Below are 23,104 nucleotides of genomic sequence, written 5' to 3'. Positions count from 1 at the left end.
TCGAGGTTTAGCCCGTCGACACCTTGCTACTGTCCGGGTCGGCGGCCATGCCGTCATGGGCGACCAGCGCCGCCTCCTGGGACAGCTCCGGCCCGGCCGGCAACAACGACAACACCGGCCACGGTGCCCACTGCGGTGCGTTGACCGGACCGTCGGGAATCTTGACGCCGCTCACCCCGAGCACCTCGGCGGTCGGCAAATCCTTGATGTGGTACCGCACTCCGGTATCCGAGACATAGAACAGCTGCCCCGTCGAGCGGCTGTCCGGATCGCTGCCGGTGGCCTGCACATACTCGCCGGCACCCGGGGTCAGGTACACCGAGTCCGCCCCGGGCCCGCTGCCGTCGGCACTGGCCAGCCGGACCATCTGCGCTCCCTCGGCGGTGGGCAGCCGGTGACCGACCAGCAGCCGCACATTCGCACCGGCGTCGGTGTTGGACCGCTGCCAGCCCATACACACCACCCGGTCCGGGTTGGGCGACACGATCCGCGGCGACACCTGTGGGTAGTGGTCGATCGCCAGCCGGTGCACGGTGGGCACCTCGGCCAGCGTCGCGGGCGCGATGTCGGCGATCTGTCCCGTGGCCACCTCGCCGGACGCGCTGTACCGGATGATGTCGGCAGTGGCCTGCGAGACGGGTTGCAGACCTTCGCGCAACACGACGTAGAGCTGTTCACCGCGGGAGTCGACGGATTTGACGATAGCGCCGACCGGGTGGTCCGGCCCCAACGGACCGGGCTCCCCCGACCCCTGGATCTGCACCGGGGTGATCGGGTCGACCAACGGGAAGGTGTTGAGGAGAGCCAACGACATCGGCCGGGTGGCCGCACCCTGCAGGTGAAGTCCGTTGACCAGAACCGGATCTGACACATCGATCGGGGCGCGCACGCCGCGGTAGACCAGGTACGTCGTCCCGCCGGTCTCGGTGAGGACGGCCTCGGCGGAATCGACCGGCCGGATACCGCCGTCGAGCACCGGATCGTTGGCCAGCACCGTGGTCTGCAGACTGGGCGTGCCGGTGGTTTCGGTGACGGCAGGCATCAGCAGGTTGTCGCAGACCGTCCACGACGACAACGCCAAGTCATCGCCGCGGTTGATACTCGCCGGTGCGCCGACGATGCCGACCATGGGTCCGCGCGGTACGACGTCGAGGAACTTGTCGTCGACCTGCTTGGGGCTGTCGTTCTTGCCGACGATCAGCCGGGCCGAGGCCAGGTTCAGCACCGGATGGATCTGGTCCCCGATCCGGACGAACGGCGCACCGCTGGACTTGCTCAGCACGATCTGCGCGTCGCCGATGTTGGGCGCGGGCTTGAAGAAAGCCATGACAGCCGAGGCGCCCGTGATCAGGACGGCGATCACCGCCCCTACGATCAGTGCCCGCATCTGGCCGCGCATCGGATCGTGGATCATCCGCGAATCGCCCCGGATGAGCGCGTGCTCAAGGCGGCGGATCAGGAAACGGTAGCCGTTCACCTGTGCGCGAGTGGTAACTTGCGCTGGCATGCGTAGTGTTTAGCACGTCCGCACCACCTCGAGATGAAGTCCGAGCGCCTATCCGAAAAGCGATGCGTCCATTGACTTTCGCAGCAAAGCTCGTCACCGCCGGTGATACCGGCCCGCAGCGGCTCTTCCCCTTGGTCGACCTGATCGCCCTGCAAATTATCGTCGTCGTCGGAATCGTCGGCGCCCAGCTACTGGACCGGCCCGGTTGGCAGGGTGCGGCGGTGGCCCTGGTGCTTGGGTTACTGCTGGTTGCTCCGGTCGTCCGGGGTACGACGGCACCGCGGGCGCTGGCGCTGCGCGGGAGGTTTCTGCGCAATCGACGACGACGCACCGGCAAGTCCGCTCCGGCTTCCCTGCCGACCGAGCCGTTCGACGTTCCGACTCCCGACGGACTGCAGATCGGATTCCGTTGGAACGGTTCGACTTTGCTGTCGTTGCTCAAGATCGACGAAAACCCCAGGGCTCTGACGGTTTTGGAGCCGGGGGTCACCGTTTCCGGCGAGATGGTTCCGGTGCAGGCCCTGCTGGACTGCCTGCGTCAGTTCGACATCACGCTCGAGTCCATCGACATCATCAGCCAGGGTGCCCGCTCGGCCGGTCACACCGACGTCGCCGCGGTCTACGACTCCGTGCTGGGCCCGCTGCCCGCGATTGCCCAGCGCACCGTGTGGATTGCCGTGCGATTCAACCCGTCGCGCTGCGCGGAGGCGGTCCGGCGCCGTGGCGGCGACCGCGACGGCATCCTGCGTGCCGCCACCACCGCGACCCGGCGCGTCGCCAATCGGCTGGCCGAGGCAGGTCTGCAGCCCCAGTTCCTGTCGGCCAGCGGCATCGCGGCGGCCACCAATCAGCTCAGCGACGGCGTCAACCTCGGCACCGTCGAGGAGACCTGGGAGGACTGCAGGGAAGGCCACTTCCGGCTGTCCAGCTTCGCCGTGCAGCCGAACATGCTGACCACGGCCGGACTCGGGCTGTTGTGGACGGTGCCCAGCTACTCCACCACGGTGTGTCTGTCGCTGCGTGAGGCCCCCGATCACGGCGCCGACGACGATCTGGTCCAGGTCCGTGGACTCGCCCGCTTCGACAGCGACGTGCGCGTCCCCACCCAGTTACGCGGGCTCATCCCGCTGCACGGTCAGCAATTCTCCGCGCTCGCGGCGACCCTTCCGATCCCGGAGGTTCCCGGCGCCCGCCACATCGAGCACTGGGCCTCCGGACTTCGCGGCGACGCACTCAGTGATCTGGCCCTGCCCGCTTCGGGTTGCGGTCAGGTGATCGGCGCCGACCAGGAGGGCCGCGCGGTGGCGCTGCCGGTCTTCGGGCCCCAGATCCGCCGGGTCGAGATCGTGGGCACCCTGCATCTCGCCCAGCAGGTGGTGCTGCGCTCGCTGGCCCTGGGTGCCCGGGTGCTGGTGCACAGCCGGCGGCCCGCGTTCTGGCGCGACATGGTCGAGGTCGTCGGGCGCCATGACCTGCTGTGGGTTGCCGACTTCAACCGGCGCGCCATCCAGGCCGGTGCGGAGCGCAACTACACCGTCGAGATGTTCGACGGTGTACCAGAGCAATCGGTCCGGATCGGGGTGACAACCATGGTGCTCGCCCCGCCGAACACCCGGCCGTCCGATCAGGCCGACGTGGTCCTCGACCTGATCTCGCTCGAACACGACACGGTCAAGGTGAGCACCCAAGCCGGCTCGGCGGTGGTCACGATGGTCGCCACCGATGACGAGATGCGTTATCTGAGAGCATCCGCGAACAGCATCGACTGATGTGAAGGAGTGATCGTGGTCAATTCACCGAGCCGCAACCTGTCGATCGCGGTGGTGGTGCTGGGTCTTGCCGGCTACTGCGTGAGTTTCGGGCCTGCGGCCGACGGCGGAGGCAACGACTGGCACGTCAGGTTCGCGGTACTGGCCGGCCTGGCGGCCGCAATCGGCTTGCTGCCCAAGCAGACTGCCATCCCATGGCTCACTGCCATCCTGGCCGCGGCGGGTTTTCTCGACGCCTTGTCCAACGTCCTGACCTCCTCGGGGTGGGTGCTGACCGCGATCGCGGTACTCAACGGGATGCAGACCGTGGCGGCCATCGCGGCGCTGTGGCTGGCACCGGAGACGCCGAAGGCCACTGCCGCCGGTGGGTACGAGGCCTACCTCGACTACTACAACCAGGCGGTCCAGCAGTACTACCAGCAGGGCGCGGTGGCACAACCGGATGCGGCGCAGCGCAGCGGTTACGGCCAGGCCTACGCCCAGTCCCAAGCCACGCAGCAAGCACCCCAGTACGGCGATTACGCCGATCTGCTGTCGCCGCAACAGGATTACGGCCGGACCGCTGCCGCGGCGCCCGCCCAGTCCGGCGGGGCGGTGGCCCCACCGGGGCGGGCGGGTGCCGGTCCGGCCACTAACCGCGCGGCCGAGTCAGCCGATGGAGCAGCCACGCCGCAGGCACCGTGGCCACCAACGTCACGATGAACAACACGGTGGCCGAACCGGTGTAGACGTTCCAGCCCAGCACGAACTCCATCACCAGGTCCATGGCGACCACGTGCAGCAGGAAGACCTCGTAGGAGATCTCGCCGAGGGCCACCATCGGCCTGCTGCCCATCAGTCGCGCGTAGAGGCCGTCCCCATCCAGTGCCAGGGGGGCCACCACGAGGGCCGCGATGATCGCGTAGAACATCGTCTTGGCCAGGTCCTCGGTCAGGTCGAGGGATACCGCGGTGGTGATCCCGGCGATCGGGGTCGAGACCACCAGATAGCAGGCCAGTGCCAGGGGCAGCGCCGCCATCGCATAGCAGCGCACGCCCATCGCGCTCAGCACGGCGAGCATCATCCCGCCGACGAACCAGACCAGATAGTGCGGCAGCCATGCCCCACCGCCGACCGGCATCCATTCGGTGTTGTGCAGCAGCACCAACCACAGCGGGCTGATCGCGGCCAGACCGGTCAACCCGGCCAGCAGCAGGGCAGGTCGAAAACGTCTGCGACACAACACCACCAACAGCAGGTAGGCCATGAGCGGCAGCACCGCGTAGAACGCGACCTCCACCGCCAGGCTCCACATCTGGCTCAACCCCTGGTGCAGGTAGTCCGTGAAGTAGTTGTCGCTGTAGATCTGGGTCAGCGTCAGGTTGCGGAGCAGGCCCGCCCACGTGTGCCCGGGATTCGGCTGTACGGGCCGCAGTTCGTAGACGCCGTAGACGATGAGGACCGTGACGACATAGGCGGGCATGATGCGGCGGAACCGATTTCGCGCGTAGCGCAGGGTGCTCGGCGCGTCGGCCCCCGAGGCAGCCGCCTGCACCCAGGGCCGGAACAGCAACAGCCCGGAGAGCACGAAGAAGATCGCCACCCCCACCTCGAGGCGGGCGCTCATCAAACCCAGGTACCCCTGGGAGAGCAGGCCGGTCCCGTACGCCGCGTGGGTTCCCATCACGGTCAGCGCGGCCACCGCGCGCACACCGGTCAGCGACGCGATGCGATCCGCGTGCGAGACCTGCTCGAGCCCGCCCTGGTCGTCCTCAACCACCGTGCTCCTTGGTCGGCCCGCCTCCGTGGTCATTTGGCCATTCTGCTGCGCGCGCGGCCGTTCGCGTTGTTGCATCGCGGTGTGGGTGAAGAGGTCAAGAACACCGAGTTCAGCCGCGCGCACCGGCAGGAGTACCGGCGCAAGGTGCAGCTGTGCCTCGACGTGTTCGAAACCATGCTGGCCCGGTCGAGTTTCGAGTTCGAGCGCCCGCTCACCGGCATGGAGATCGAGTGCAACCTCGTCGACAACGAATACCAGCCCGCGATGACCAACCAAGAGGTCCTGGCCTCGATCGCCGATCCGGCCTATCAGACCGAATTGGGCGCCTACAACATCGAATTCAACGTCCCGCCACGCCCGCTACCCGGCCGGGCCGCGCTGGAACTCGAGGACGAGGTGCGGCGCAGCCTCAATGCCGCCGAGGTCAAGGCCAGCGAGGACGGCGCGCACATCGTGATGGTGGGCATCCTGCCGACGCTGATGCCCGAGCATCTGTCCGACGGTTGGATGAGCCAGTCGACGCGGTACCAGGCGCTCAACGACTCGATCTTCACCGCCCGCGGCGAGGACATGCCCATCGACATCTCCGGGCCGGAACGGCTGAGCCTGCAGTCGGCGTCCATCGCGCCGGAATCCGCGTGCACCAGCATGCAGCTGCACCTGCAGGTCTCCCCCGCCGATTTCGCCCGGAACTGGAACGCCGCTCAGGTGCTGGCCGGACCACAGCTGGCGGTCGGCGCCAACTCGCCGTACTTCTTCGGCCATCAACTGTGGGCCGAGACCCGCATCGAGCTGTTCACGCAGTCCACCGACACCCGTCCCGATGAGCTCAAGGCTCAGGGGGTGCGGCCCCGGGTCTGGTTCGGCGAGCGCTGGATCACCTCGATCTTCGATCTGTTCGAGGAGAACGTGCGGTACTTCCCGTCGTTGCTGCCCGAGCTGACCGACGAGGATCCGGCCGCCGAGCTCGCGGCAGGCCGGGCGCCTCAGCTCGCCGAGCTGCGGCTGCACAACGGGACCATCTACCGGTGGAACCGCCCGGTGTACGACGTGGTGGACGGTGTTCCCCATCTGCGGGTGGAGAACCGCGTGCTGCCTGCCGGCCCGACCGTTGTGGACATGCTCGCCAACGCGGCGTTCTATTACGGCCTGCTGCGGACGCTGTCCGAAGAGGACCGCCCGCTGTGGACCAAGATGAGCTTCGCCGCGGCCCACCACAACTTCGTCGAGGGCGCCCAGCACGGTCTGGACGCCCGGCTGTACTGGCCCGGCCTGGGCGAGGTGACGCCCGATGAGTTGGTGCTGCGCAGGCTGCTCCCGATGGCGCACGACGGGCTGCGCCGGTGGGGTGTGGCAGGGGAAGTCTGCGACCGGTATCTGGGGGTCATCGAAGGTCGCGCCAAGACCGGACAGACCGGAGCGACCTGGCAGGTAGCGACGGTGAAGAAACTGCAATCACGGGGGTTGACCAGGCCCAAGGCGCTGGCCGAAATGTTGCGGGAGTATGTCCAGCGGATGCACAGTAATGAGCCCGTCCATACCTGGGATTGAGGCGCGTACGTTGGAGCCATGACATCTGGACAGGTCTTGGACTGGGATGGCGCCTACAAGGGGGAAGCAGGTTTCGAGGGCCCGCCACCGTGGAATATCGGTGAGCCGCAGCCCGAGCTTGCTGCGCTGCACCGGGCCGGGAAGTTCGAAAGCGATGTCCTCGACGCCGGCTGCGGGCATGCCGAGTTGTCGCTCGCGCTGGCCTCGGACGGCTACACCGTCGTAGGCCTGGATCTGAGCCCGACGGCGATCGCCGCGGCCAACAATGCCGCACAGGTGCGCGGGCTGTCGACGGCGAGCTTCGCCCAAGCCGACATCACCTCGTTCACGGGTTACGACGGCCGGTTCAACACCGTGATCGACTCGACCTTGTTCCACTCCCTGCCGGTCGAAGGTCGCGACGGCTACCTGAAATCCATCCACCGGGCCTCTGCACCGGGTGCGCACTATTACGTGCTGGTGTTCGCCAAAGGCGCGTTCCCGGCCGAGTTGGAGACCAAGCCCAACGAGGTGTCCGAAGAAGAACTCCGCGACGCGGTGTCCAAGTACTGGGTGGTCGACGACATCCGGCCGGCATTCATCCATGCGAACGCCGCTGGATTGCCTGTGGACGCCCCCGTCGAACTGCCGCAGCACGAGCTCGACGAAAAGGGCCGCATCAAATTCCCCGCGTTCCTGCTGACCGCGCACAAGGCCTGACCCACCCGCTCAGAACGGTGGGTCCTCCGGGGCCGGCGGCCGTTCAGGTGGCGGCTCCCAGTCCGGGGGTAGTTCCTCGGGTTCGAATGGGTCGTTGATCCAGGTGCAGTACGGGCTGGTGCTGAGCTCATCGCCTTTGAAGAATTTCAGGGTGGCCCGCATGCGGTTGCGGTTGCGCCGCCGCTCCAATTCCTGTCGCCGGGCCGCTTGGGTGCGGCGGTAGGCCTTGTTGACCGGACGGAGCCGCCGGTTCTTGGCGCGGGTCTGTTCGATTCGCGCGGCGCGGGTGACGGTCCGGGGCCGCTGCGGGCCGGGTTGGCCGCATGGCGCAGGCCTGAAGCTGTTGAACAGATCGGCTCCGCCCGGCGTGGTGCGATAGATCTTACTGCTCGGCGATGTCCACACCACGGTGCCGTCCGGGTACTGCTCATCGCTCCAACCGCCAAAAGTCTTGAGCCGGTGATGAAAACGGCAGAGGCATTTCAAGTTCGCCGGGACAGTCAGCCCACCGCGAGATGGATCGCTGTGGTCGAACGGCACCGTGTGGTCGATGTCGCAGGACTCGGCCGGGTGCTCACATCCGGGGAATCGACACGTCAGGTCGCGGCAACGGACCCAGCGCTGGACCGACACCGTCGGCTGATAACGCAGCGCGGCCGCAGCATCCACCTCCGGCTCGGTCACCAACCTCGTTGTGGCTTCGGCAGCGAGCTCCCGAACCTGCTCGGCGTCGACCACCCCGAAGCCACACACATACCCGGCCGCCGTCCCGGTCCCGAGGACCGTGTCACGTTCGGCGATCACGTTGACCACAACCTTGACCGGCGGCTCTGACGGCTCGTTCGTCGACCGGACCGGACACGCGGCGCGGCCACACTCGCACGACAGCTCTCGCCCCTCCGCCAGGGCCTCGATTGCATCAGAGCGGCGCTGGTCGTTGCTGCGCGGATCTTTCGGGCACAGCCTGGCCGACATCTCCGAAAGCTTTGAGTCGAAGGTCAATCCGGCACGAGTCGTGACGATGGCGTCGATCTTGGCTGTGCCATCCCCTCGCGGGCTCACGTCGACCCGGCGGCGGTCGGCGGCATGTTCGCGTTCGCAGATCGCGGCCGGGTCCAAGGTCCGCACCTTGGCATCCACGGTGGTGGTGATACGCCCGTCAGACCAGCACTGCCACCCGGTAATCCGCTGCGCCAGCTCCTCGTCCAGCTGCTCCATCACCCGCGGCGAGACGAACCGGGTCCGCGTGATCACGATTTCGACAGTGCGCCAGTCGGTCTGCCCGTCGCTCAACAGCGCGGCCAATCGGGGCAGCCGGTCGCGCAATGCCTCGGCCTGCCCAACGAGCCGGCTGGCGGCGCCCGAGGTCAGGTTCAACGCCGCCCCCACCTCAGCGCTCGCGCGGGCGAACCCGGTGAGGATCATGTAGTTCGGGTGCACACCCTCGACATTGAGTTCAGCGGTCCGCTGCGCCAACAAGTCCGCCACCGCTGCCATCCGAGTCGCGATCAACCGCGCCTCTGCACGCGCACTGTCGGCCAGCACTTCCACGAGCTGACCCGGTACCACCGGATCGAACTCGATATCGAACATGCGTTCGAGTGTAGTTGGTGCCACCGACATCCGCCGGCAAACGCCTAAGGCACGTCCCGCAATACCTCGGCGAACTGCTCCAGGTCCTCGGCAGTCGTGTCGACATGCGGTGAAACCCGCAGCACCGGCTTGGCCATCTCGAACGGAGCCCGCGCGAATTCACATGCGGTGGTGACGATTCCGCGCTCGGCGATCAGCCAGGCCCGCACCGCGGTCGGATCGGCACCGTCGGTTGGTTCGAGCGTGGTGATCGCGGTGGGTTCGCCGACGGCTTCCACCACCCGCCATCCGGGTACCCCGGCCAGCACCTGCCGGGCTGTGCGGCCCACCTCGGCGAGCCGGCCGCGCACGTTATCCGGTCCGGCGGCCAGGTGTTCACCGAGAGCAACTGAGTATCCGACGCGGGTCGCGGCATTGTGCTCACCGTGCTCGAAGCTCGCCAGCACGCTCACCGGCACATCCCACGACGCCGGAGGCACACGTCGTTGCAGCCGACCGACAAGTTCCGGCCGCACGGCCAGGAAACCGACCCCACGCGGCCCGGCCAACCATTTGCGCGACGACGAGTAGACCGCGTCGGCGCCGACGTTGCAGTCCAGATGCCCGAATGCCTGCGCGGCGTCCACCGCGATCGGGACCCCGGCCTCGCGGCACACCGCGACCATCTCGGCCAGCGGCTGAGCCACCCCGCGGTGGCTGGCCAGTGCCGTGAAGTGCACCAGTGCCGGCGGATCGGAGGCCAGCGCGCGGGCCGCCTCATCGATCGCGACCCGGCCATCCCCGTCAACGGGTAGAGCGCGCACCTGAAAACCGTTGGCGGCCATGACCGCCAGGTTCGGCCCGAACTCGCCGGGCAGGCAGGCCAGCGTGCGCTCCCCCGCCCAGCTGCCGAGCAGCAGGTCCAGGGAATGGTTGGAGCCCGTCGTGTAGACCACGTCAGCGGCATCGAGCCCGGTCAGTGCCGCAACCGCGGCCCGGCCCGCCGCGAGCACAGGTGCCGCCGCCTCCGCGGCCACGTAGCCGCCGACTTCGGCCTCATGGCGGGCATGTGCGGCGACGGCATCGCTCACCGCGAGGCTCTGCCGCGAGCAGGCGCCACTGTCGAGGTGCAGTCCGGCGACTTTGGGGCGGGCGTCCGCCCACTGCTGCGCGAGGCTCACTTCACCGCCAGCGACAGGCCGAAGTCACCGGCGTCATCGGTCCACCAATGGGTCTGCCGAAGGCCGGCTTTCGCCAATTCGTCGGCCACCCCGTCGGCCCGGAACTTGCACGACACCTCGGTGAGCATCTCCTCACCGGCACCGAATGCGACGTCGAGATCCAGACCGGCGATCCTGACCTGCTGCGGTGCGTCCGTCCGCAGCCACATCTCAATGCGCTCCTCGTCGGCATTCCATTTCGCCACATGCTCGAATGCGTCGAGGTCGAAATCGGCGTCGAGCTCACGGTTCACCACCGACAGCACGTTGCGGTTGAACGCCGCGGTGACACCGGCACTGTCGTCGTAGGCGCGGACCAACCGGTCGGTGTCCTTGACCAGGTCGGTGCCCAGCAACACGCTGTCGCCGGGCTGCAGGGTCTCGGCCAGGGACGTCAGGAAATCCGCTCGCGGACCGGGTGTCAGATTGCCGATCGTCGAACCGAGGAACGCGACCAGACGGCGCCCCACCGACGGGATCTTGCCCAGGTGTTCTTCGAAATCACCGCACACCGCGTCGATCTCGATGCCGGGATACTCCTGGCCGATGGCATCTCCGGCAGCGCGCAGCACGCCGGCGTCGACGTCGAACGGGATGAACCGGCGCAACTGCCCGCCGTCACGCATCGCGTCGAGCAGCATCCTGGTCTTTTCGGAAGTGCCGCTGCCCAGCTCGACGAGGGTGTCGGCCCCGGCGGCCTCGGTGATCTCCGGCGAGCGGTCCCGCAGGATCTGCGCTTCGGTGCGCGTCGGGTAGTACTCGGGCAGGCGGGTGATCTGGTCGAACAGATCGCTGCCAACCGAATCGTAGAACCACTTGGGCGGCAGCATCTTCGGCGACTGGGCCAGCCCTTCGCGTACATCGTGACGAAGCGCGGTGGCGGCGGAATCGGCCGCCAGATAGTTGGACAGGGTGAGCGTCATACCGAACCTTTCAGTGGGGTGAGCTCGACATGCGAGTCAGAGACGTGCACCAGATGGCGGTCCGGGATGTCGGACCAGCCGGGATCGTCGTCGTAGGGTTCACTGGCGAGCACGACGCCATCCGGCAGTCGCAGCATCGACAAGGTGTCGCCCCAGGTGGTGGCAACCATACGAGAACCGTTGGCAGCCAGGATGTTCAGCCGGGCATTCGGATCCAGCGCGCCCACCTCAGCGATGGTCTCACCCAGGGCATCGAGGCTCCGAGAGAAGATCAACGCGGCCAGCACCGCGCTGTCCACAACGGATTCGGCCTCTCCGGTCAACGGCAGCACCGCACGGTCGACCACCCCGTTGTGCGACAGCAGCCACTGCCCGTCGGTGAACGGCGCCGAGGCCGTGGGGTCGATCGGCATGCCGATGGTCGCCGAGCGCACGGCCGCGACCACACACCCGCTGCTCAACGCCGGTGCGACCGAGGCGAAGGAGGCGTCACCCCACAGCGGCTTGTCGCTGCGCCACCGCCGGGGCACGCCCTCATCAAAAAACCCTGCACCCCAACCATCGGCATTCATCAACCCGTGCTTCTGCCGACGCGGAGCGTACGACTGAACCAACAGGCCCTGCGGCGGGTCCAGCACCAGCGAGGCCACCGATCGCGGTGCGCCCAGCCATCCGATATGCCGGCACATCAGACGTCCCAGGCCAACCGCACGCCGGAGAAGATCTGGCGCCGGATCGGATGATCCCAGTTGCGGAAGCTCGGCCGCAGGATGTCGGCGGACACCGCCCACGAACCGCCGCGCAGGATCCGGTAGTCACCGTCGAAGAAGGGCTCGGTGTAGCGGTCGTACACCATCGGCGTGAAGCCGGGCCACGGCCGCAGCGGGGACGTGGTCCATTCCCAGACGTCACCCAGCATCTGCTCGACACCGTAGGCCGATACACCGGCCGGATATGCCCCCACGGGGGCGGGCCGGCGCGCGTCGCCGCCGAGGTTGGCCAGTGCCTCGGTGGGTTCGGAAGAGCCCCACGGGAATCGGCGGCGGCTCCCCGCCACCGGATCCCAGGCGCAGGCCTTCTCCCATTCGATTTCGGTGGGCAGCCGGGCTCCTGCCCAGGCGGCGTACGCCTCGGCCTCGAAGAACGTGACGTGCTGGACGGGTTCGTCGGCCGGGATCGTCTCGATGTGGCCGAACCGGGTGCGGGTGCCGTCGTGCCCCCAGAACTCGGGTGCCGTCAGCCCCGCCTCCTGGCGATGGGCCCAACCGGGCTCGGACCACCAACGCTGCTGTTGATAGCCGCCGTCGTCGATGAACTCGCGCCACTCGGCATTGGTGACCGGCACCCGCCCGATGCGGAAGGAGGTCACGTCGACCTCATGCGGCGGGCGCTCGTTGTCCAGCGAATGCGGTTCGGTGAGTTCGTCCACCCCGAGCACGAACGGGCCACCCGGGATCAGTACCGACGTGCCGGCCAGTCCGGGTCGGCCGGAGGGCAGCGCGCTGCCGGTGTCGAGCAGCGGCGGGCCGGCTCGCATGTTCAGCGCCTGGAGCATGGTCTCGTCGTGTTGGTTCTCGTGACTGATGACCAGACCGAAGTTGAACCCGGAGTCGTCTGCGTCAAGAGCGTCGAGGGCATCGAGAGCACGGGACCGCACGGTCGCGCAGTACGTGCGCGCATCGGTGGGCGGCAGCAAGGGGAGGGCGACGCGGCTGGCCCGTGAGTGCACGAAGGCGTCGTAGAGCCGGTCCACGTCCGGGGCCAGCATGCCCGGACGGTCTGGGTTGCCGCCGCGCAGCAGCCACAGCTCCTCCTGCTGGCCGATGTGGGCGAGATCCCAGACCAGCGGGCTCATCAACGGGCTGTACTGGCGATGCAGTTCGGCATCGTCGAAATCGACCAGACCCAAGGTGCGTTCCCGCGCCCTGGTGAGCTGCTGTGCCAGCGTCTCGCGTGTGGTCAAAGCTCGCCCTTCACCAGTTGGCTCATCGCGGCAGCGATTCCGTGAGCCACCACCTGGTCGGCGAAATCGTCGGCCGGGCAGCGTCCCTCCTGGACCGAACGCGTCAACTGCGCCATCGATTCCGCCAACTCCGCCGGGGCCCGCTCCGCCGCGGCCGAGACGCATGCGACGGCCGCTTCCTGTAGGCGGCGGTCGGCCAGCCCGATCCGGGCGGCCCGGTCCCACGCGGTGGCCACCGGTGCGGTCGCCTCGGTGGCGATCGCGGCGGCCCCCGGATCATCCAGGAGTGTCGTCGTCATGAAAACCACGGCGGGCCACAGGGCGTCCGGAACGCTGTCGAGATAACGGATCTCCAGCCAGCGCCGCGGCCGCACCGGCGGGAACAGCGTGGTCAGGTGGTACTCGAGATCGGCCTCGGTGGGGCGGCGCCCGCCGAGTACCGCGCGTCCGTCGGCCCAGTCGGCGAACGGGACCCAGTTGGTCACCGGGACGGCATCCGGGGTGTTGACGAGCATCACCGGTGCCCGCAGCGCATAGCGCGCCCAGTCACTGGCCGGATCGTCGCCGTCGGCGCCCAGGATCGGCCCGCAGCGCGCGGAATCCAGCTGCCCCCACACCCGCTGCCGTGACGACTGCCAGCCGGTGAACTGACCGCCGAGCATGGGCGAATTCGCGGTGATGGCGATCATCGTCGGGCCGAGCGCGTGGGCCAGCCGTACCCGCTCGGCCCAGCCGTCCCGCGGACCGGCGTCGAGATTGACCTGAACCGAGGCGGTCGACGTCATCATGGCTGCGCCGGGTTCGGCCGATCCGCTGGCCGCGAAGAACTGCTCCATGGCCTGATAGCGCGCGCCAGGGTTGACCCGTTGGGTGGGCCGGACCGGATCGGCGCCCAGCAGCACCAGCCCCAGACCGCGGCGTTCGAACTCCGTACGCAGCACGGCCCGGTCGGCGAGCAGTGCGGCGATGGCGGCCGAGGGTCCGTCGGCCGGCGGGCCGGACAGTTCGACCGCACCGCCAGGCTCGACGGTGATGCGGCTGCCACCGGGCAGCGCGGGCACCGAGGCGATGACCTCGGAGAGTTCCTCCCAGCCCGGGCGCCGATGTGGATCGTCGAGGTCGAAACAGTGCGCCTCGATCTCCAGACCGACCTGCCCGACCGGCCCGTCATCGAGGCAGTGCTCTCCGATGAAGGCTGCGGCGTGTTCGGCGCTGGTGAACTCGACGGGAGTCAGATGGGCTGCATCAGCCCTGACGGGTACTGCCATGGCAACCACCCCTCCCGGTCCTCACCGGATTCAAACGGCTCGGTTCTGTTCCATCATCCAGATCGGACCGACACGTTCTACTGCCCCAGCGTGTTCTGCATGGCGCCGGCCAGCACGTTGACCGCGGGGCCGGCGTTGCCGGACTGGCACACCTTGGCTTGTAGCAGGACGTTTTCCCGTTTGCGGGTGGTGTTGAAACAGCGGCGGTCCGTGCCGGCCTCCTGTTTCACCCAATCCGCGTCGGTGGCGCTCGCCGGGCCGCCGGTGAACGTCCACACCTGGGTCACGAAATTGTCCAGGTGCATCGCGGTGGTCTGGCCCGAGCAGCCGTTGGTGCGGTCCACCACCCGGTGGAAGGCCCGGTCGGCGGCCTCCGGCGTCGCGAACACCCCGATCGCCTGCTTGACGTAATGGTTGTCGTCACCGGCCGTCGTCTGGGTGGTGGCGCCGTTGAACGAGGCGAGGTCCGGGTCGTTGAACACCTCGGGCAGGCCGATGTCGGCCCAGTTGTTGCACACCGGGTTCTCGACCGAGAAAGCCTGGAACGGGACGGTGAACTGGGACTCCCACGTCATCGGAGCACCGATGATGTTGCCCACCGAGCCCTTGGGCATGACGGCGTAGGACACGACACCAGGATCCGAGGGACGCGCACCAGCAGGTGCAGCCAATGCCAGCGCCAGACCGGCCAGCCCGAAACCGACAGTCAGGGCACGCATGGCCTCGATCATGCCAGTTAGTGAACCGTCCGCGTGCAATAGGTTCGCGCCGGCGACGGGTAGGGCCAGGCGTAGTGCCCTGTTTCGGCGGGGCAGGCCGACCCGTCCCGTACGTCCAGCCGTTGGGTCACCTGAACCATCACGCCCGGACCGCGTTCGGTGCGCGCGGTGCAGTCGGTCAGCTCCACCATGCCCGCGGGCATGCCGAGCTCGTAGCAGTGATTGGCGACCAGATTGGGAACCAGGCACAGACGCGCGGTCGACGGATCGGCGAGCCCGGCGGGCAGGTGCTGGTATTCGGCGCTCGGGCACTTCCCGGCACCGTCGGCGATGGCCCCGACCGTGTAGCTGGGGTCGACGTCGCAGGACACCTTGCCGGCGCGGGTCACTTCGGGCGCAACGGGTGTGGTGGCCGGGACGCTCACGCAATCACCGACCGCGAAGACCATGGCCGCACCGCGCTCGGGTTCGGCCCCCGCGCCGCAGCCGGCGGCCAGCAGCGGCACTGCGATCAGTGCCGCAACCAGGAGCCGATTGCGCGTCATGGTTAGCGAGAATCTCACGATTCCCCGCACCCGACCCAGTGCTTGGGTGAAAAGCCAGGCGCCCCGGCCACCAAGGGGAAGTGGCCGGGGCGTCCGTTGGGCTGCAGAGTGGTCTAGTTGGGTGCGGGTGTCTGGCAATCCGCGCAGACTCCCCAGAACACGACTTCGGCTTCGTCAACCGCGAATCCGGCCAGTTCAGAGGGCTCCAGGCACGGGGTCTGCCCGACAGCGCAATCGACGTCGGCAACCGCACCGCACACCCGGCAGACCAGGTGATGGTGGTTGTCGCCGGCGCGGGTCTCGTAGCGCGCCGAGGAGCCGGCGGGTTCGATACGACGGACCAGACCCGCATTGACGCAGGCCCGCAGGACGTCGTAGACCGCCTGGGTCGACACCGAGCCGAGGTTTTCGCGGGCCAGACCGGCCACATCGTCTGCAGTCGAATGCGGATGGTCGGCCAGCGCCTGGAGAACCGCGACCCGCGGTGCGGTCACACGCAGCCCGGCAGCCCGCAACAGGGCCTTGGGGTCGTGTTCATGCACCGTGGTCACGGCTCCAGTATGCGCGCTCTTTGGAGTCAGTCCAAAAGAGCGGACTGTGATTATGGTCGCGCAGGCTGTGCGGGTGTCGGCGGCGTCTCAGCGCGCTCCGGGCCGCTACCCGGTCCGCCGGGGCCACCGGGTCCCCAACCGGGGCCACCCGGGCCGAATCGAGCCGGGCCCACCGGGACCCCACGGCGGCATCATGCCGTGCGGCGGTCCCATCCGCCCCGGTCCGCCGTCCGGCCCTCCGCGGTGGAACATCATCATGCCGCCGCGGTCGTGGCCGCCGCGGTGGTGATGGCCGTCGCCGCCACCGGAATGTGCACCGAGGAAGAACCCGGTACCGAAGACCACGGCGACGATGAAGACGGTGCCTGCCGCGATACCCACCCAGGCGAGGGCCTGCAGCAGGCGGCTCGGCTTGTTCTCGGCAGGCGGGGCGGTGACCACGGGCGGTGCTGCCGGCGCAGCTACCGGCTCCGTCGCGGGGTCGGACGTGGGAGGTGTTTCAGTCATGACACGAGCATGCGAGGGCTGGTGAGGTGCTGATCAAGAATTGGCTGTGAATCAGCTTTGAAAGACCCGGGCTATTGCTCCCAGGGCTTGATCGGGTTCACCGCGTACTGGATCACGCGGTACGGCGAGCCGCCGCGGGCCATGGTGTTCCACTGGCTGATGAAAACCCGGACCTGATCCAGCGTCGATCCCGGCGAGATGTAGCCGCCGTAGGGCTGGGCCAACTGGTTGACCTCCGGCGGGGGCAACGAGTCGACCGGGTCGGGCCAGGCACTCGCGAACACCACCGTGGTCACGGGTGCCGTACCCAGACCGGTCGGGTCGTAGGCGACCCGCATCTCCATGTTTCCGTTGGTGGCGTTGAAGTACGACAGCACGGGCTTGCCGTCGATCTGCCGGATGCTCATCTCCCCCGTGCGGTCGGCGAACAACGCCGTCGGCGGCTTGCCCCAGCCGCCCGCCGACGACCAGCCCTGCCAGCCGGCCCGGTCGGTGAAGGTCTTCGGGTTCGCCCGGTACAGGAACGGCGGGCTGCTGCGATCGAAATTGTTGGCCAGGATGTAGACCCACCCACTCGGTGAATCCGGCGCCGGGACCGGGTCGTAGTAGCCCGTGATCTGCGACTGGGCGCCACCCACAAACGTGGCGTCACGCACCGAACCGGGCACCGTCGGCCAATTCGGCCGGGCCGCATCGGCTTTCACCAACCGGGAGCTGTACGGCTTGAGGTTGTAGGTGGTGGTGACCATCATGTAGTTCTCCCGGTTGATCGCCACCACACCGGCAGGCAACTGGGATCCGCCCGGCGGCGTCGGGTCCGCCAGCAACGGCTTGTCCACCCCGGTGACACCGCGGTAGCGCACACCGCCCGCGTCCTCGATCGAGTCGGCATCGACGTGCAGAGCCACCGGTGAGTGCCAGCCGCCGAAGCCGACGGCCTGCCCCGCGAAGCTGTCACCGCAGACCTGGAGCACCCGACTGGGAAACTCCATGAACTCACACAGATCCGTCGCACCGATACCGTAATCAGCCGTAGGCGTACCGGTTCCGGCACTCGGCCCGATTCGCAGCACCTGGCCGGGGGTCAGCGGAGGCACCACCGGATCGCCGAAGCCCGGATTGGCGTGGGCGAAAGGGGCCTGCCACACCGCCGCAGCGAGCATCGCGACAAGGGCGAACCTGCGGGCCGGGTTCACCCGCGGATCAGAGCTCGGCGGCCAGCAGTTCGGCGATTTGAATCGTGTTCAGCGCGGCACCTTTTCGCAGGTTGTCGCCGGACACGAACAGGGCGAGACCACGTCCGTCGGGCGCACCCGGATCCTGGCGGATCCGGCCGACCAGGGACTCGTCGGCGCCGGCGGCGGCCAACGGGGTCGGCACGTCGACCAGTTTCACACCCGCGGCACCAGCCAGCAGTTCCTTCGCCCGCTCAACCGAAAGCGGCTGGGCGAATTCGGCATTGATCGACAGCGAGTGCCCGGTGAAGACCGGAACGCGAACACAGGTGCCCGAGACGAGAAGGTCCGGGATACCGAGGATCTTGCGGCTCTCGTTGCGCAGCTTCTGGTCCTCGTCGGTCTCGCCGGAGCCGTCGTCGACCAGTGAGCCGGCCAGCGGGATCACGTTGAAGGCAATGGGCGCAACGTATTTCACCGGCGCCGGGAACGTCAGTGCCGAGCCGTCGTGCACCAGCTGCTCGGCTCCGTCGACCACTGCGCGGGTCTGCGATGCGAGCTCCTCGACACCGGCCAGGCCGCTGCCCGACACCGCCTGGTAGCTCGACACGACCAAGCGGGTCAGCCCGGCTTCCTCGTGCAGCGGCTTGAGCACCGGCATGGCGGCCATGGTGGTGCAGTTCGGGTTGGCGATGATGCCCTTGGGACGGACACGGCCGTCGCGCTTGAAGTTCACCTCACTGACGACGAGAGGTACGTCCGGGTCCTTGCGCCAGGCCGACGAGTTGTCGACGACGACCGCGCCGGCCGCGGCGAACCGCGGGGCCTGCACACGCGACATCGTCGCTCCGGCGGAGAACAACGCGATGTCCAGACCGGACGGATCGGCCGTCTCGCTGTTCTCGACCTCGATCTCCTGGCCACGGAACGTCAGCTTCTTGCCTTCGGACCTCGCCGAGGCGAAGAACCGGACCGAGCTGGCCGGGAAGTTCCGCTGCTCCAGCAGGGTGCGCATGACCTGGCCGACCTGGCCGGTCGCACCGACTACACCGATCGAAACCATGTCAGCGCCCCGTTCCGCCGTAGACGACAGCCTCGTCCTCGCCGCCGAGGTCGAACGCCTCGTGCAGCGCGCGGACGGCCGTGTCCAACTCGGTGTCCTTGACCAGAACCGAGATCCGGATCTCGGAGGTGGAGATCAGGTCGATGTTGACGCCGACCTCGGCCAGCGCCTCGCAGAACTTGGCGGTGACGCCGGGATGGCTGCGCATCCCCGCACCGACCAGCGACACCTTGCCGATGTGGTCGTCGTAGAGCACCTGGCTGAACCCGATCTCGTCCTTGAGCGCGGTCAGCTTCTCCACGGCCGTCGGGCCGTTGTCCATCGGACAGGTGAAGGTGATGTCGGTCTTGCCGTCCTCGACCTTCGAGATATTCTGCAGCACCATGTCGATGTTCACGTCGGCGTCGGCGACCGCGCGGAACACCTGGGCGGCGTAACCCGGCACGTCGGGCAGACCGACGACGGTGACCTTGGCCTCCCCGCGGTCGTGGGCTACTCCGGTCAGAAGGGCGTCTTCCATGGGGATGTCCTCGATCGATCCTTTGACGATGGTGCCGGGCTTGTCCGTGTACGACGAACGAACGTGAATCGGCACGTTGTAACGGCGGGCGTATTCGACGCAGCGCAGCATCAGCACCTTGGCGCCGCATGCGGCCATCTCGAGCATCTCCTCGAAGGAGACGGTGTCGAGGTGGCGGGCGTTGGGCACGATGCGCGGGTCGGCGGTGAAGATGCCGTCGACGTCGGTGTAGATCTCGCAGACGTCGGCCTTGAGCGCGGCCGCCAAGGCGACGGCGGTGGTGTCCGAGCCGCCGCGGCCCATGGTGGTGACGTCCTTGCTGTCCTGGCTGACGCCCTGGAACCCGGCGACGAGCACGATGACGCCCTCGTCCAGCGCATCGCGCAGGCGGCCGGGAGTGACGTCGATGATCTTGGCGTTGCCGTGGGTGCCGGTGGTGACGATGCCGGCCTGGGAGCCGGTGAACGAGCGGGCCTGTGCACCGAGGGACTCGATGGCCATCGCGACCAGGGCGTTGGAGATGCGCTCACCGGCGGTCAGCAGCATGTCCATCTCGCGCGCAGGCGGGGCCGGGGAAACCTGACGGGCCAGGTCAAGCAGGTCGTCGGTGGTATCCCCCATCGCCGAGACCACCACGACGACGTCGTTGCCGGCCTTCTTCGTCTCGACGATGCGCTCGGCCACCCGACGGATCCGATCGGCATCCGATACCGAGGATCCGCCGTACTTCTGTACGACGAGCGCCACTATCTAACCCTTCGAGCTTCGGGAATGAGTCCCAAACAGGATAAGGGAGACGCGCACACGATTTTCTCCGCCGGTAGCTTGGCTGACGTGCCTGACACGCCGAGCGGTCGGTCGGCCGCCACCGCTGTACCGATCCATCCCGATCTCGCGGCCCGCTGGAGTCCCCGGGCGTTCGATCCCGATGCCGCCATTACCGCTGACCAGCTCACCGCGCTGCTGGAGGCGGCGCGCTGGGCCGCCAGTTGGGGTCACCGGCAGCCGGTGCGGTTCGTCGTGGGCCGGCGAGGGGATGAGACCTTCGTTACATTGGCCGGCCTGCTCAAACGTGGCAACAGCTACGCGCATGCGGCCTCCGCGCTGATCCTGGTGTGTGCCGACCAGGGAGAAGATGAGAGGACGGCCGTGTACTCGGCGGTCGACACCGGAGCGGCTATCGCACAGCTGACCGTCGAGGCGGTGTCCCGCGGGTTGATCGTCCATCCGATGGCCGGCTTCGACGCCGACGGTGCCCGGGAAGCGTTCGGGATTCCCGAGGGCGTGCGGCCCCTGGCCGTCATCGCCATCGGCGCGCTCGGCGACTACGCGCAAGTCGACGAGGCCATCGCCGAACGCGACGGCCGGCCCCGCGAACGGTTACCGCTGGAGCAGATTGCATTTGGTGGGCGCTGGGGAATTCCGCTCGGCTGACTGGCGCACCGGCTAGTTTTGGTGAAGCACCGGGAGAGGAACACATGGCAGGACAGGCCATCCGCAAAGCCGTCATCCCCGCCGCGGGGATCGGTTCGCGTCTCCTGCCGCTGACCAAGGCCATCCCCAAGGAAATGCTGCCGGTCGGCGACAAGCCTGTCATCGAACACACGGTGCGCGAGCTGGTCAATTCCGGGATCACGGACATCACGATCGTGGTTTCCGGCGGAAAGACCTTGATAGAGGAGCATTTTCGCCCGAATACGACGCTGGTCGATCAGCTTCGCGCCGACGGCAAGGACGCTTACGCCGACGCGGTCGAGGAGGTCGGCGAACTCTCCGCCCGCGGCCACATCACCTACCTCCATCAGCACGGTCCGTACGGCAACGGCACTCCGGTGCTCAATGCCTCACGCTCGTTCGGTGACGAACCGGTCCTGGTGCTGTGGCCCGACGACGTCTTCGTCGCCGAGGTGCCGCGCGCCCAGCAACTGATCCGGGCCTACGAACAGACCTCGTCCCCGGTGCTGGCGTTGATGCCGATGGCTCCTGAGAACTCCCGCCGGTACGGCGTCCCGATCATCGACGAGGATCTGGGCGGCGGGCTGCTGCGGATCACCGGAATCGTCGAGAAGCCACAGCCCCACGAGGCGCGCTCCGAGTACGCCGCGATCGGTGGCTATGTCGTCACACCCGGCATCATCGACGAGCTTCGTGAGCAGACGAAGCGTTGGTACGCCCAGACCCAGCCCGGCGAGATCTATCTGACCGACGCGATCAATGCCCATGCCAGGGACCATGCCGTCTACGGCCAGGTGATCCAGGGGCACTGGTATGACACCGGCAATCCGGCCGACTATCTGGTCGCACAGTTCGCCTTCGCGTTGGCCCATCCCGAATACGGTGCCGCGCTACAGCAGTTGGCCGACCAGCCAGACCTGCTGCTACACAAGCTTTCGCGTCAGATCGGGGAGGGTCCACCCACATGAACTTGTCCCTGACCAACGGTCTGATCCCGATCACGCTGCAACTGCTGGCATTGATCGCCATCGTGGTCGCGATCGGCCGCGGCCGGTCTCGGGAGTGGATGAGGCGCTGGCTGCTAGCCGCAGTGCTCGTCGGCGTCGGCCTCGCGGCGGCCGCGCGACTGTTCGTCCGGGATCAGGGCTGGTCCGCCGACGCCATCTCGTTCGGCACGATCTTCTGGACGGCGATGTTCGGATTCGCCGTCACGGTTCTCATCGGCGGCTGGCATGGCACTGCGTGGTGGCGCCGGTTGGTATCCGTGCTGTCCGTGGTGATGATGGTGGTGTGCGGTCTTGCCGCGCTCAACACCGCGACCGGCTACTTCCCCACGGTTCGGGCTGCCTGGCTCCGGCTGACCCACACCGAGCCCGAACAGTGGATCGATGAATCCCAGCTCGCCGCCCTTCAGCAGTCCGGTGAGGTACCGACGCGCGGCACGGTGGTGCGGGTCAACATCCCAGCCGACGCATCGGGTTTCGAGCACCGGACCGAGGTGGTCTACCTTCCGCCGGCCTGGTTCGCCAGCAACCCGCCACCTCAACTACCCGCGGTCATCTTGATGGGCGGCGAGTTCAACCATCCCAACGACTGGCTGCAATCGACCGGCGCCCTGCATACGCTCGACGACTTCGCCGCACTGCATCACGGCAATGCGCCGGTCATCGTATTCCCCGACATCGCAGGCAAGTTCAGCAATGACACCGAATGCGTCGACGGGACCCGCGGCAACGCCGCCTCCCACCTGACCAAAGACCTGGTGCCCTACCTGATTTCACGCTTCGGGGTCAGCCCGAAAGCCGAGAACTGGGGACTGGCGGGATGGTCTTCGGGTGCGACGTGCGCCCTGAACACCGCCGTCCGCAATCCCGAGATGTTCAGCGCCTTCGTCTGGCTGGACGGCACCCTCGGTCCCAACGCGGGCACAAAAGACCAGACCATCGCACGCCTCTTCGGTGGCGACCGGGCGGCCTGGGAGGCATTCGACCCCAAGACAGTGATCACCCGGCACGGCCCGTACGACACCATGGCGGCGTGGCTCGGGGTCGGTGAAAGCACACCGACCATTCACCGTGACCCCACGACGACTCCTCCGTCTGAGGAGGCGATCGCCGGCTGGGACACGTTCTCCGAGGAGCATGCCTCCAACGCCAACAAGCTGTGCGCCCTGCTGAGCGGTTACAACGTCGAATGCTCCGTGGTGGGCTACAAGGGCGGGCACGATTTCCAGGCGGCCAGTACGGCATTCGATGCAGCGCTGCCCTGGCTGGCCTGGCGGCTCGGTACGCCCGGTGTGCGAGAACGACCCCTGCCCGGATCGGACGGGAACTAGCCG

Annotated in this window: 22 protein-coding genes; 7 read left to right on the top strand and 15 right to left on the bottom strand. The window is 67.8% G+C overall.

All coding sequences use genetic code 11. From position 1 onward, the window contains the following. Positions 1 to 7 precede the first annotated feature (7 nt). Entirely contained in the window at positions 8 to 1,507 is a 1,500-nt protein-coding gene (eccB, locus tag ACNQVK_RS07190) for a type VII secretion protein EccB (protein ID WP_418028976.1), read from the bottom strand. Positions 1,508 to 1,569: 62 nt separating this feature from the next. Here eccB and eccE point away from each other — a divergent pair, with 62 nt between their 5' ends. Both eccE and ACNQVK_RS07180 read left to right on the top strand, forming a co-directional pair. Then, positions 1,570 to 3,276, top strand: coding sequence for a type VII secretion protein EccE (gene eccE, locus ACNQVK_RS07185; RefSeq protein ID WP_418028975.1), 1,707 nt, complete (start codon positions 1,570 to 1,572; stop codon positions 3,274 to 3,276). A 15-nt stretch (positions 3,277 to 3,291) separates the two neighbouring features. Then, positions 3,292 to 3,978, top strand: a complete 687-nt coding sequence (locus tag ACNQVK_RS07180; protein WP_418028974.1) for a DUF5336 domain-containing protein — start codon at positions 3,292 to 3,294, stop codon at positions 3,976 to 3,978. Here the strand turns inward: ACNQVK_RS07180 and ACNQVK_RS07175 are convergent. Then, positions 3,908 to 5,035, bottom strand: a complete 1,128-nt coding sequence (locus tag ACNQVK_RS07175; RefSeq protein WP_418028973.1) for an acyltransferase family protein — start codon at positions 5,033 to 5,035, stop codon at positions 3,908 to 3,910. The two genes, ACNQVK_RS07180 and ACNQVK_RS07175, sit on opposite strands and share 71 nt — an antisense overlap. Positions 5,036 to 5,116: 81 nt before the next feature. Between ACNQVK_RS07175 and ACNQVK_RS07170 the strand changes: the two genes are divergently transcribed. Both ACNQVK_RS07170 and ACNQVK_RS07165 read left to right on the top strand, forming a co-directional pair. Then, positions 5,117 to 6,586, top strand: a complete 1,470-nt coding sequence (locus ACNQVK_RS07170; RefSeq protein ID WP_418034016.1) for a glutamate--cysteine ligase — start codon at positions 5,117 to 5,119, stop codon at positions 6,584 to 6,586. An 18-nt stretch (positions 6,587 to 6,604) separates the two neighbouring features. Beyond that, the gene (locus ACNQVK_RS07165) at positions 6,605 to 7,285 is read left to right on the top strand and encodes a class I SAM-dependent methyltransferase (RefSeq protein WP_418028972.1); all 681 of its coding nucleotides are present in this window, start codon (positions 6,605 to 6,607) and stop codon (positions 7,283 to 7,285) included. Positions 7,286 to 7,294: 9 nt separating this feature from the next. Here ACNQVK_RS07165 and ACNQVK_RS07160 read toward each other — a convergent pair whose 3' ends face one another. From ACNQVK_RS07160 to ACNQVK_RS07100, 13 genes are all read right to left on the bottom strand, one after another. After that, positions 7,295 to 8,878, bottom strand: a complete 1,584-nt coding sequence (locus tag ACNQVK_RS07160; RefSeq protein WP_418028971.1) for a DUF222 domain-containing protein — start codon at positions 8,876 to 8,878, stop codon at positions 7,295 to 7,297. Positions 8,879 to 8,922: 44 nt separating this feature from the next. After that, entirely contained in the window at positions 8,923 to 10,038 is a 1,116-nt protein-coding gene (egtE, locus tag ACNQVK_RS07155; protein WP_418028970.1) for an ergothioneine biosynthesis PLP-dependent enzyme EgtE, read from the bottom strand. Then, entirely contained in the window at positions 10,035 to 11,000 is a 966-nt protein-coding gene (gene egtD, locus ACNQVK_RS07150; protein ID WP_418028968.1) for an L-histidine N(alpha)-methyltransferase, read from the bottom strand. Before egtD ends, egtE begins: the two co-directional genes overlap by 4 nt. Continuing rightward, positions 10,997 to 11,689 carry an ergothioneine biosynthesis protein EgtC gene (gene egtC / locus ACNQVK_RS07145; protein ID WP_418028967.1) on the bottom strand — a complete coding sequence of 231 codons (693 nt, stop codon included), beginning with the start codon at positions 11,687 to 11,689 and terminating at the stop codon, positions 10,997 to 10,999. Before egtC ends, egtD begins: the two co-directional genes overlap by 4 nt. After that, on the bottom strand, positions 11,689 to 12,963 hold the full coding sequence (gene egtB / locus ACNQVK_RS07140; RefSeq protein WP_418028966.1) for an ergothioneine biosynthesis protein EgtB: 1,275 nt from the start codon (positions 12,961 to 12,963) through the stop codon (positions 11,689 to 11,691). The genes egtC and egtB overlap by 1 nt, the downstream gene beginning before the upstream one ends. Next, a complete protein-coding gene (egtA, locus tag ACNQVK_RS07135; RefSeq protein ID WP_418028965.1) occupies positions 12,960 to 14,231 on the bottom strand; it encodes an ergothioneine biosynthesis glutamate--cysteine ligase EgtA in 1,272 nt (423 codons plus the stop codon). Before egtA ends, egtB begins: the two co-directional genes overlap by 4 nt. Positions 14,232 to 14,308: 77 nt before the next feature. Next, positions 14,309 to 14,950, bottom strand: a complete 642-nt coding sequence (locus tag ACNQVK_RS07130; RefSeq protein ID WP_409548091.1) for a sensor domain-containing protein — start codon at positions 14,948 to 14,950, stop codon at positions 14,309 to 14,311. 17 nt (positions 14,951 to 14,967) lie between these two features. Next, a complete protein-coding gene (locus ACNQVK_RS07125) occupies positions 14,968 to 15,495 on the bottom strand; it encodes a hypothetical protein (RefSeq protein WP_418028964.1) in 528 nt (175 codons plus the stop codon). A gap of 113 nt (positions 15,496 to 15,608) precedes the next feature. Beyond that, positions 15,609 to 16,046: a Fur family transcriptional regulator gene (locus ACNQVK_RS07120; RefSeq protein ID WP_044521244.1), complete on the bottom strand. Its 438-nt coding sequence runs from the start codon at positions 16,044 to 16,046 to the stop codon at positions 15,609 to 15,611. Between the two features lie 105 nt (positions 16,047 to 16,151). Next, positions 16,152 to 16,553, bottom strand: coding sequence for a hypothetical protein (locus ACNQVK_RS07115; protein WP_418028963.1), 402 nt, complete (start codon positions 16,551 to 16,553; stop codon positions 16,152 to 16,154). Positions 16,554 to 16,624: 71 nt separating this feature from the next. Beyond that, complete coding sequence (locus ACNQVK_RS07110; RefSeq protein ID WP_418034014.1) at positions 16,625 to 17,716, bottom strand: DUF4185 domain-containing protein; 1,092 nt, start codon at positions 17,714 to 17,716, stop codon at positions 16,625 to 16,627. 40 nt (positions 17,717 to 17,756) lie between these two features. Then, positions 17,757 to 18,791, bottom strand: coding sequence for an aspartate-semialdehyde dehydrogenase (locus ACNQVK_RS07105; protein ID WP_418028962.1), 1,035 nt, complete (start codon positions 18,789 to 18,791; stop codon positions 17,757 to 17,759). Between the two features lies 1 nt (position 18,792). Continuing rightward, positions 18,793 to 20,058 carry an aspartate kinase gene (locus ACNQVK_RS07100; RefSeq protein ID WP_044521271.1) on the bottom strand — a complete coding sequence of 422 codons (1,266 nt, stop codon included), beginning with the start codon at positions 20,056 to 20,058 and terminating at the stop codon, positions 18,793 to 18,795. An 87-nt stretch (positions 20,059 to 20,145) separates the two neighbouring features. Between ACNQVK_RS07100 and ACNQVK_RS07095 the strand changes: the two genes are divergently transcribed. From ACNQVK_RS07095 to ACNQVK_RS07085, 3 genes are read left to right on the top strand one after another with little or no spacing between them, the layout of a single operon-like run. Further along, positions 20,146 to 20,745 carry a nitroreductase family protein gene (locus ACNQVK_RS07095; RefSeq protein WP_418028961.1) on the top strand — a complete coding sequence of 200 codons (600 nt, stop codon included), beginning with the start codon at positions 20,146 to 20,148 and terminating at the stop codon, positions 20,743 to 20,745. Positions 20,746 to 20,789: 44 nt separating this feature from the next. Next, complete coding sequence (locus ACNQVK_RS07090; RefSeq protein WP_418028960.1) at positions 20,790 to 21,734, top strand: UTP--glucose-1-phosphate uridylyltransferase; 945 nt, start codon at positions 20,790 to 20,792, stop codon at positions 21,732 to 21,734. After that, the gene (locus ACNQVK_RS07085) at positions 21,731 to 23,101 is read left to right on the top strand and encodes an alpha/beta hydrolase (protein WP_418028959.1); all 1,371 of its coding nucleotides are present in this window, start codon (positions 21,731 to 21,733) and stop codon (positions 23,099 to 23,101) included. Before ACNQVK_RS07090 ends, ACNQVK_RS07085 begins: the two co-directional genes overlap by 4 nt. Positions 23,102 to 23,104 lie beyond the last annotated feature (3 nt).

This window comes from Mycobacterium sp. 134 (assembly GCF_048282715.1).
GTDB lineage: Bacteria > Actinomycetota > Actinomycetes > Mycobacteriales > Mycobacteriaceae > Mycobacterium > Mycobacterium septicum.
Note: the sequence above shows the minus strand (reverse complement) of the source record. Positions and strands in the feature narration are given on the sequence as shown.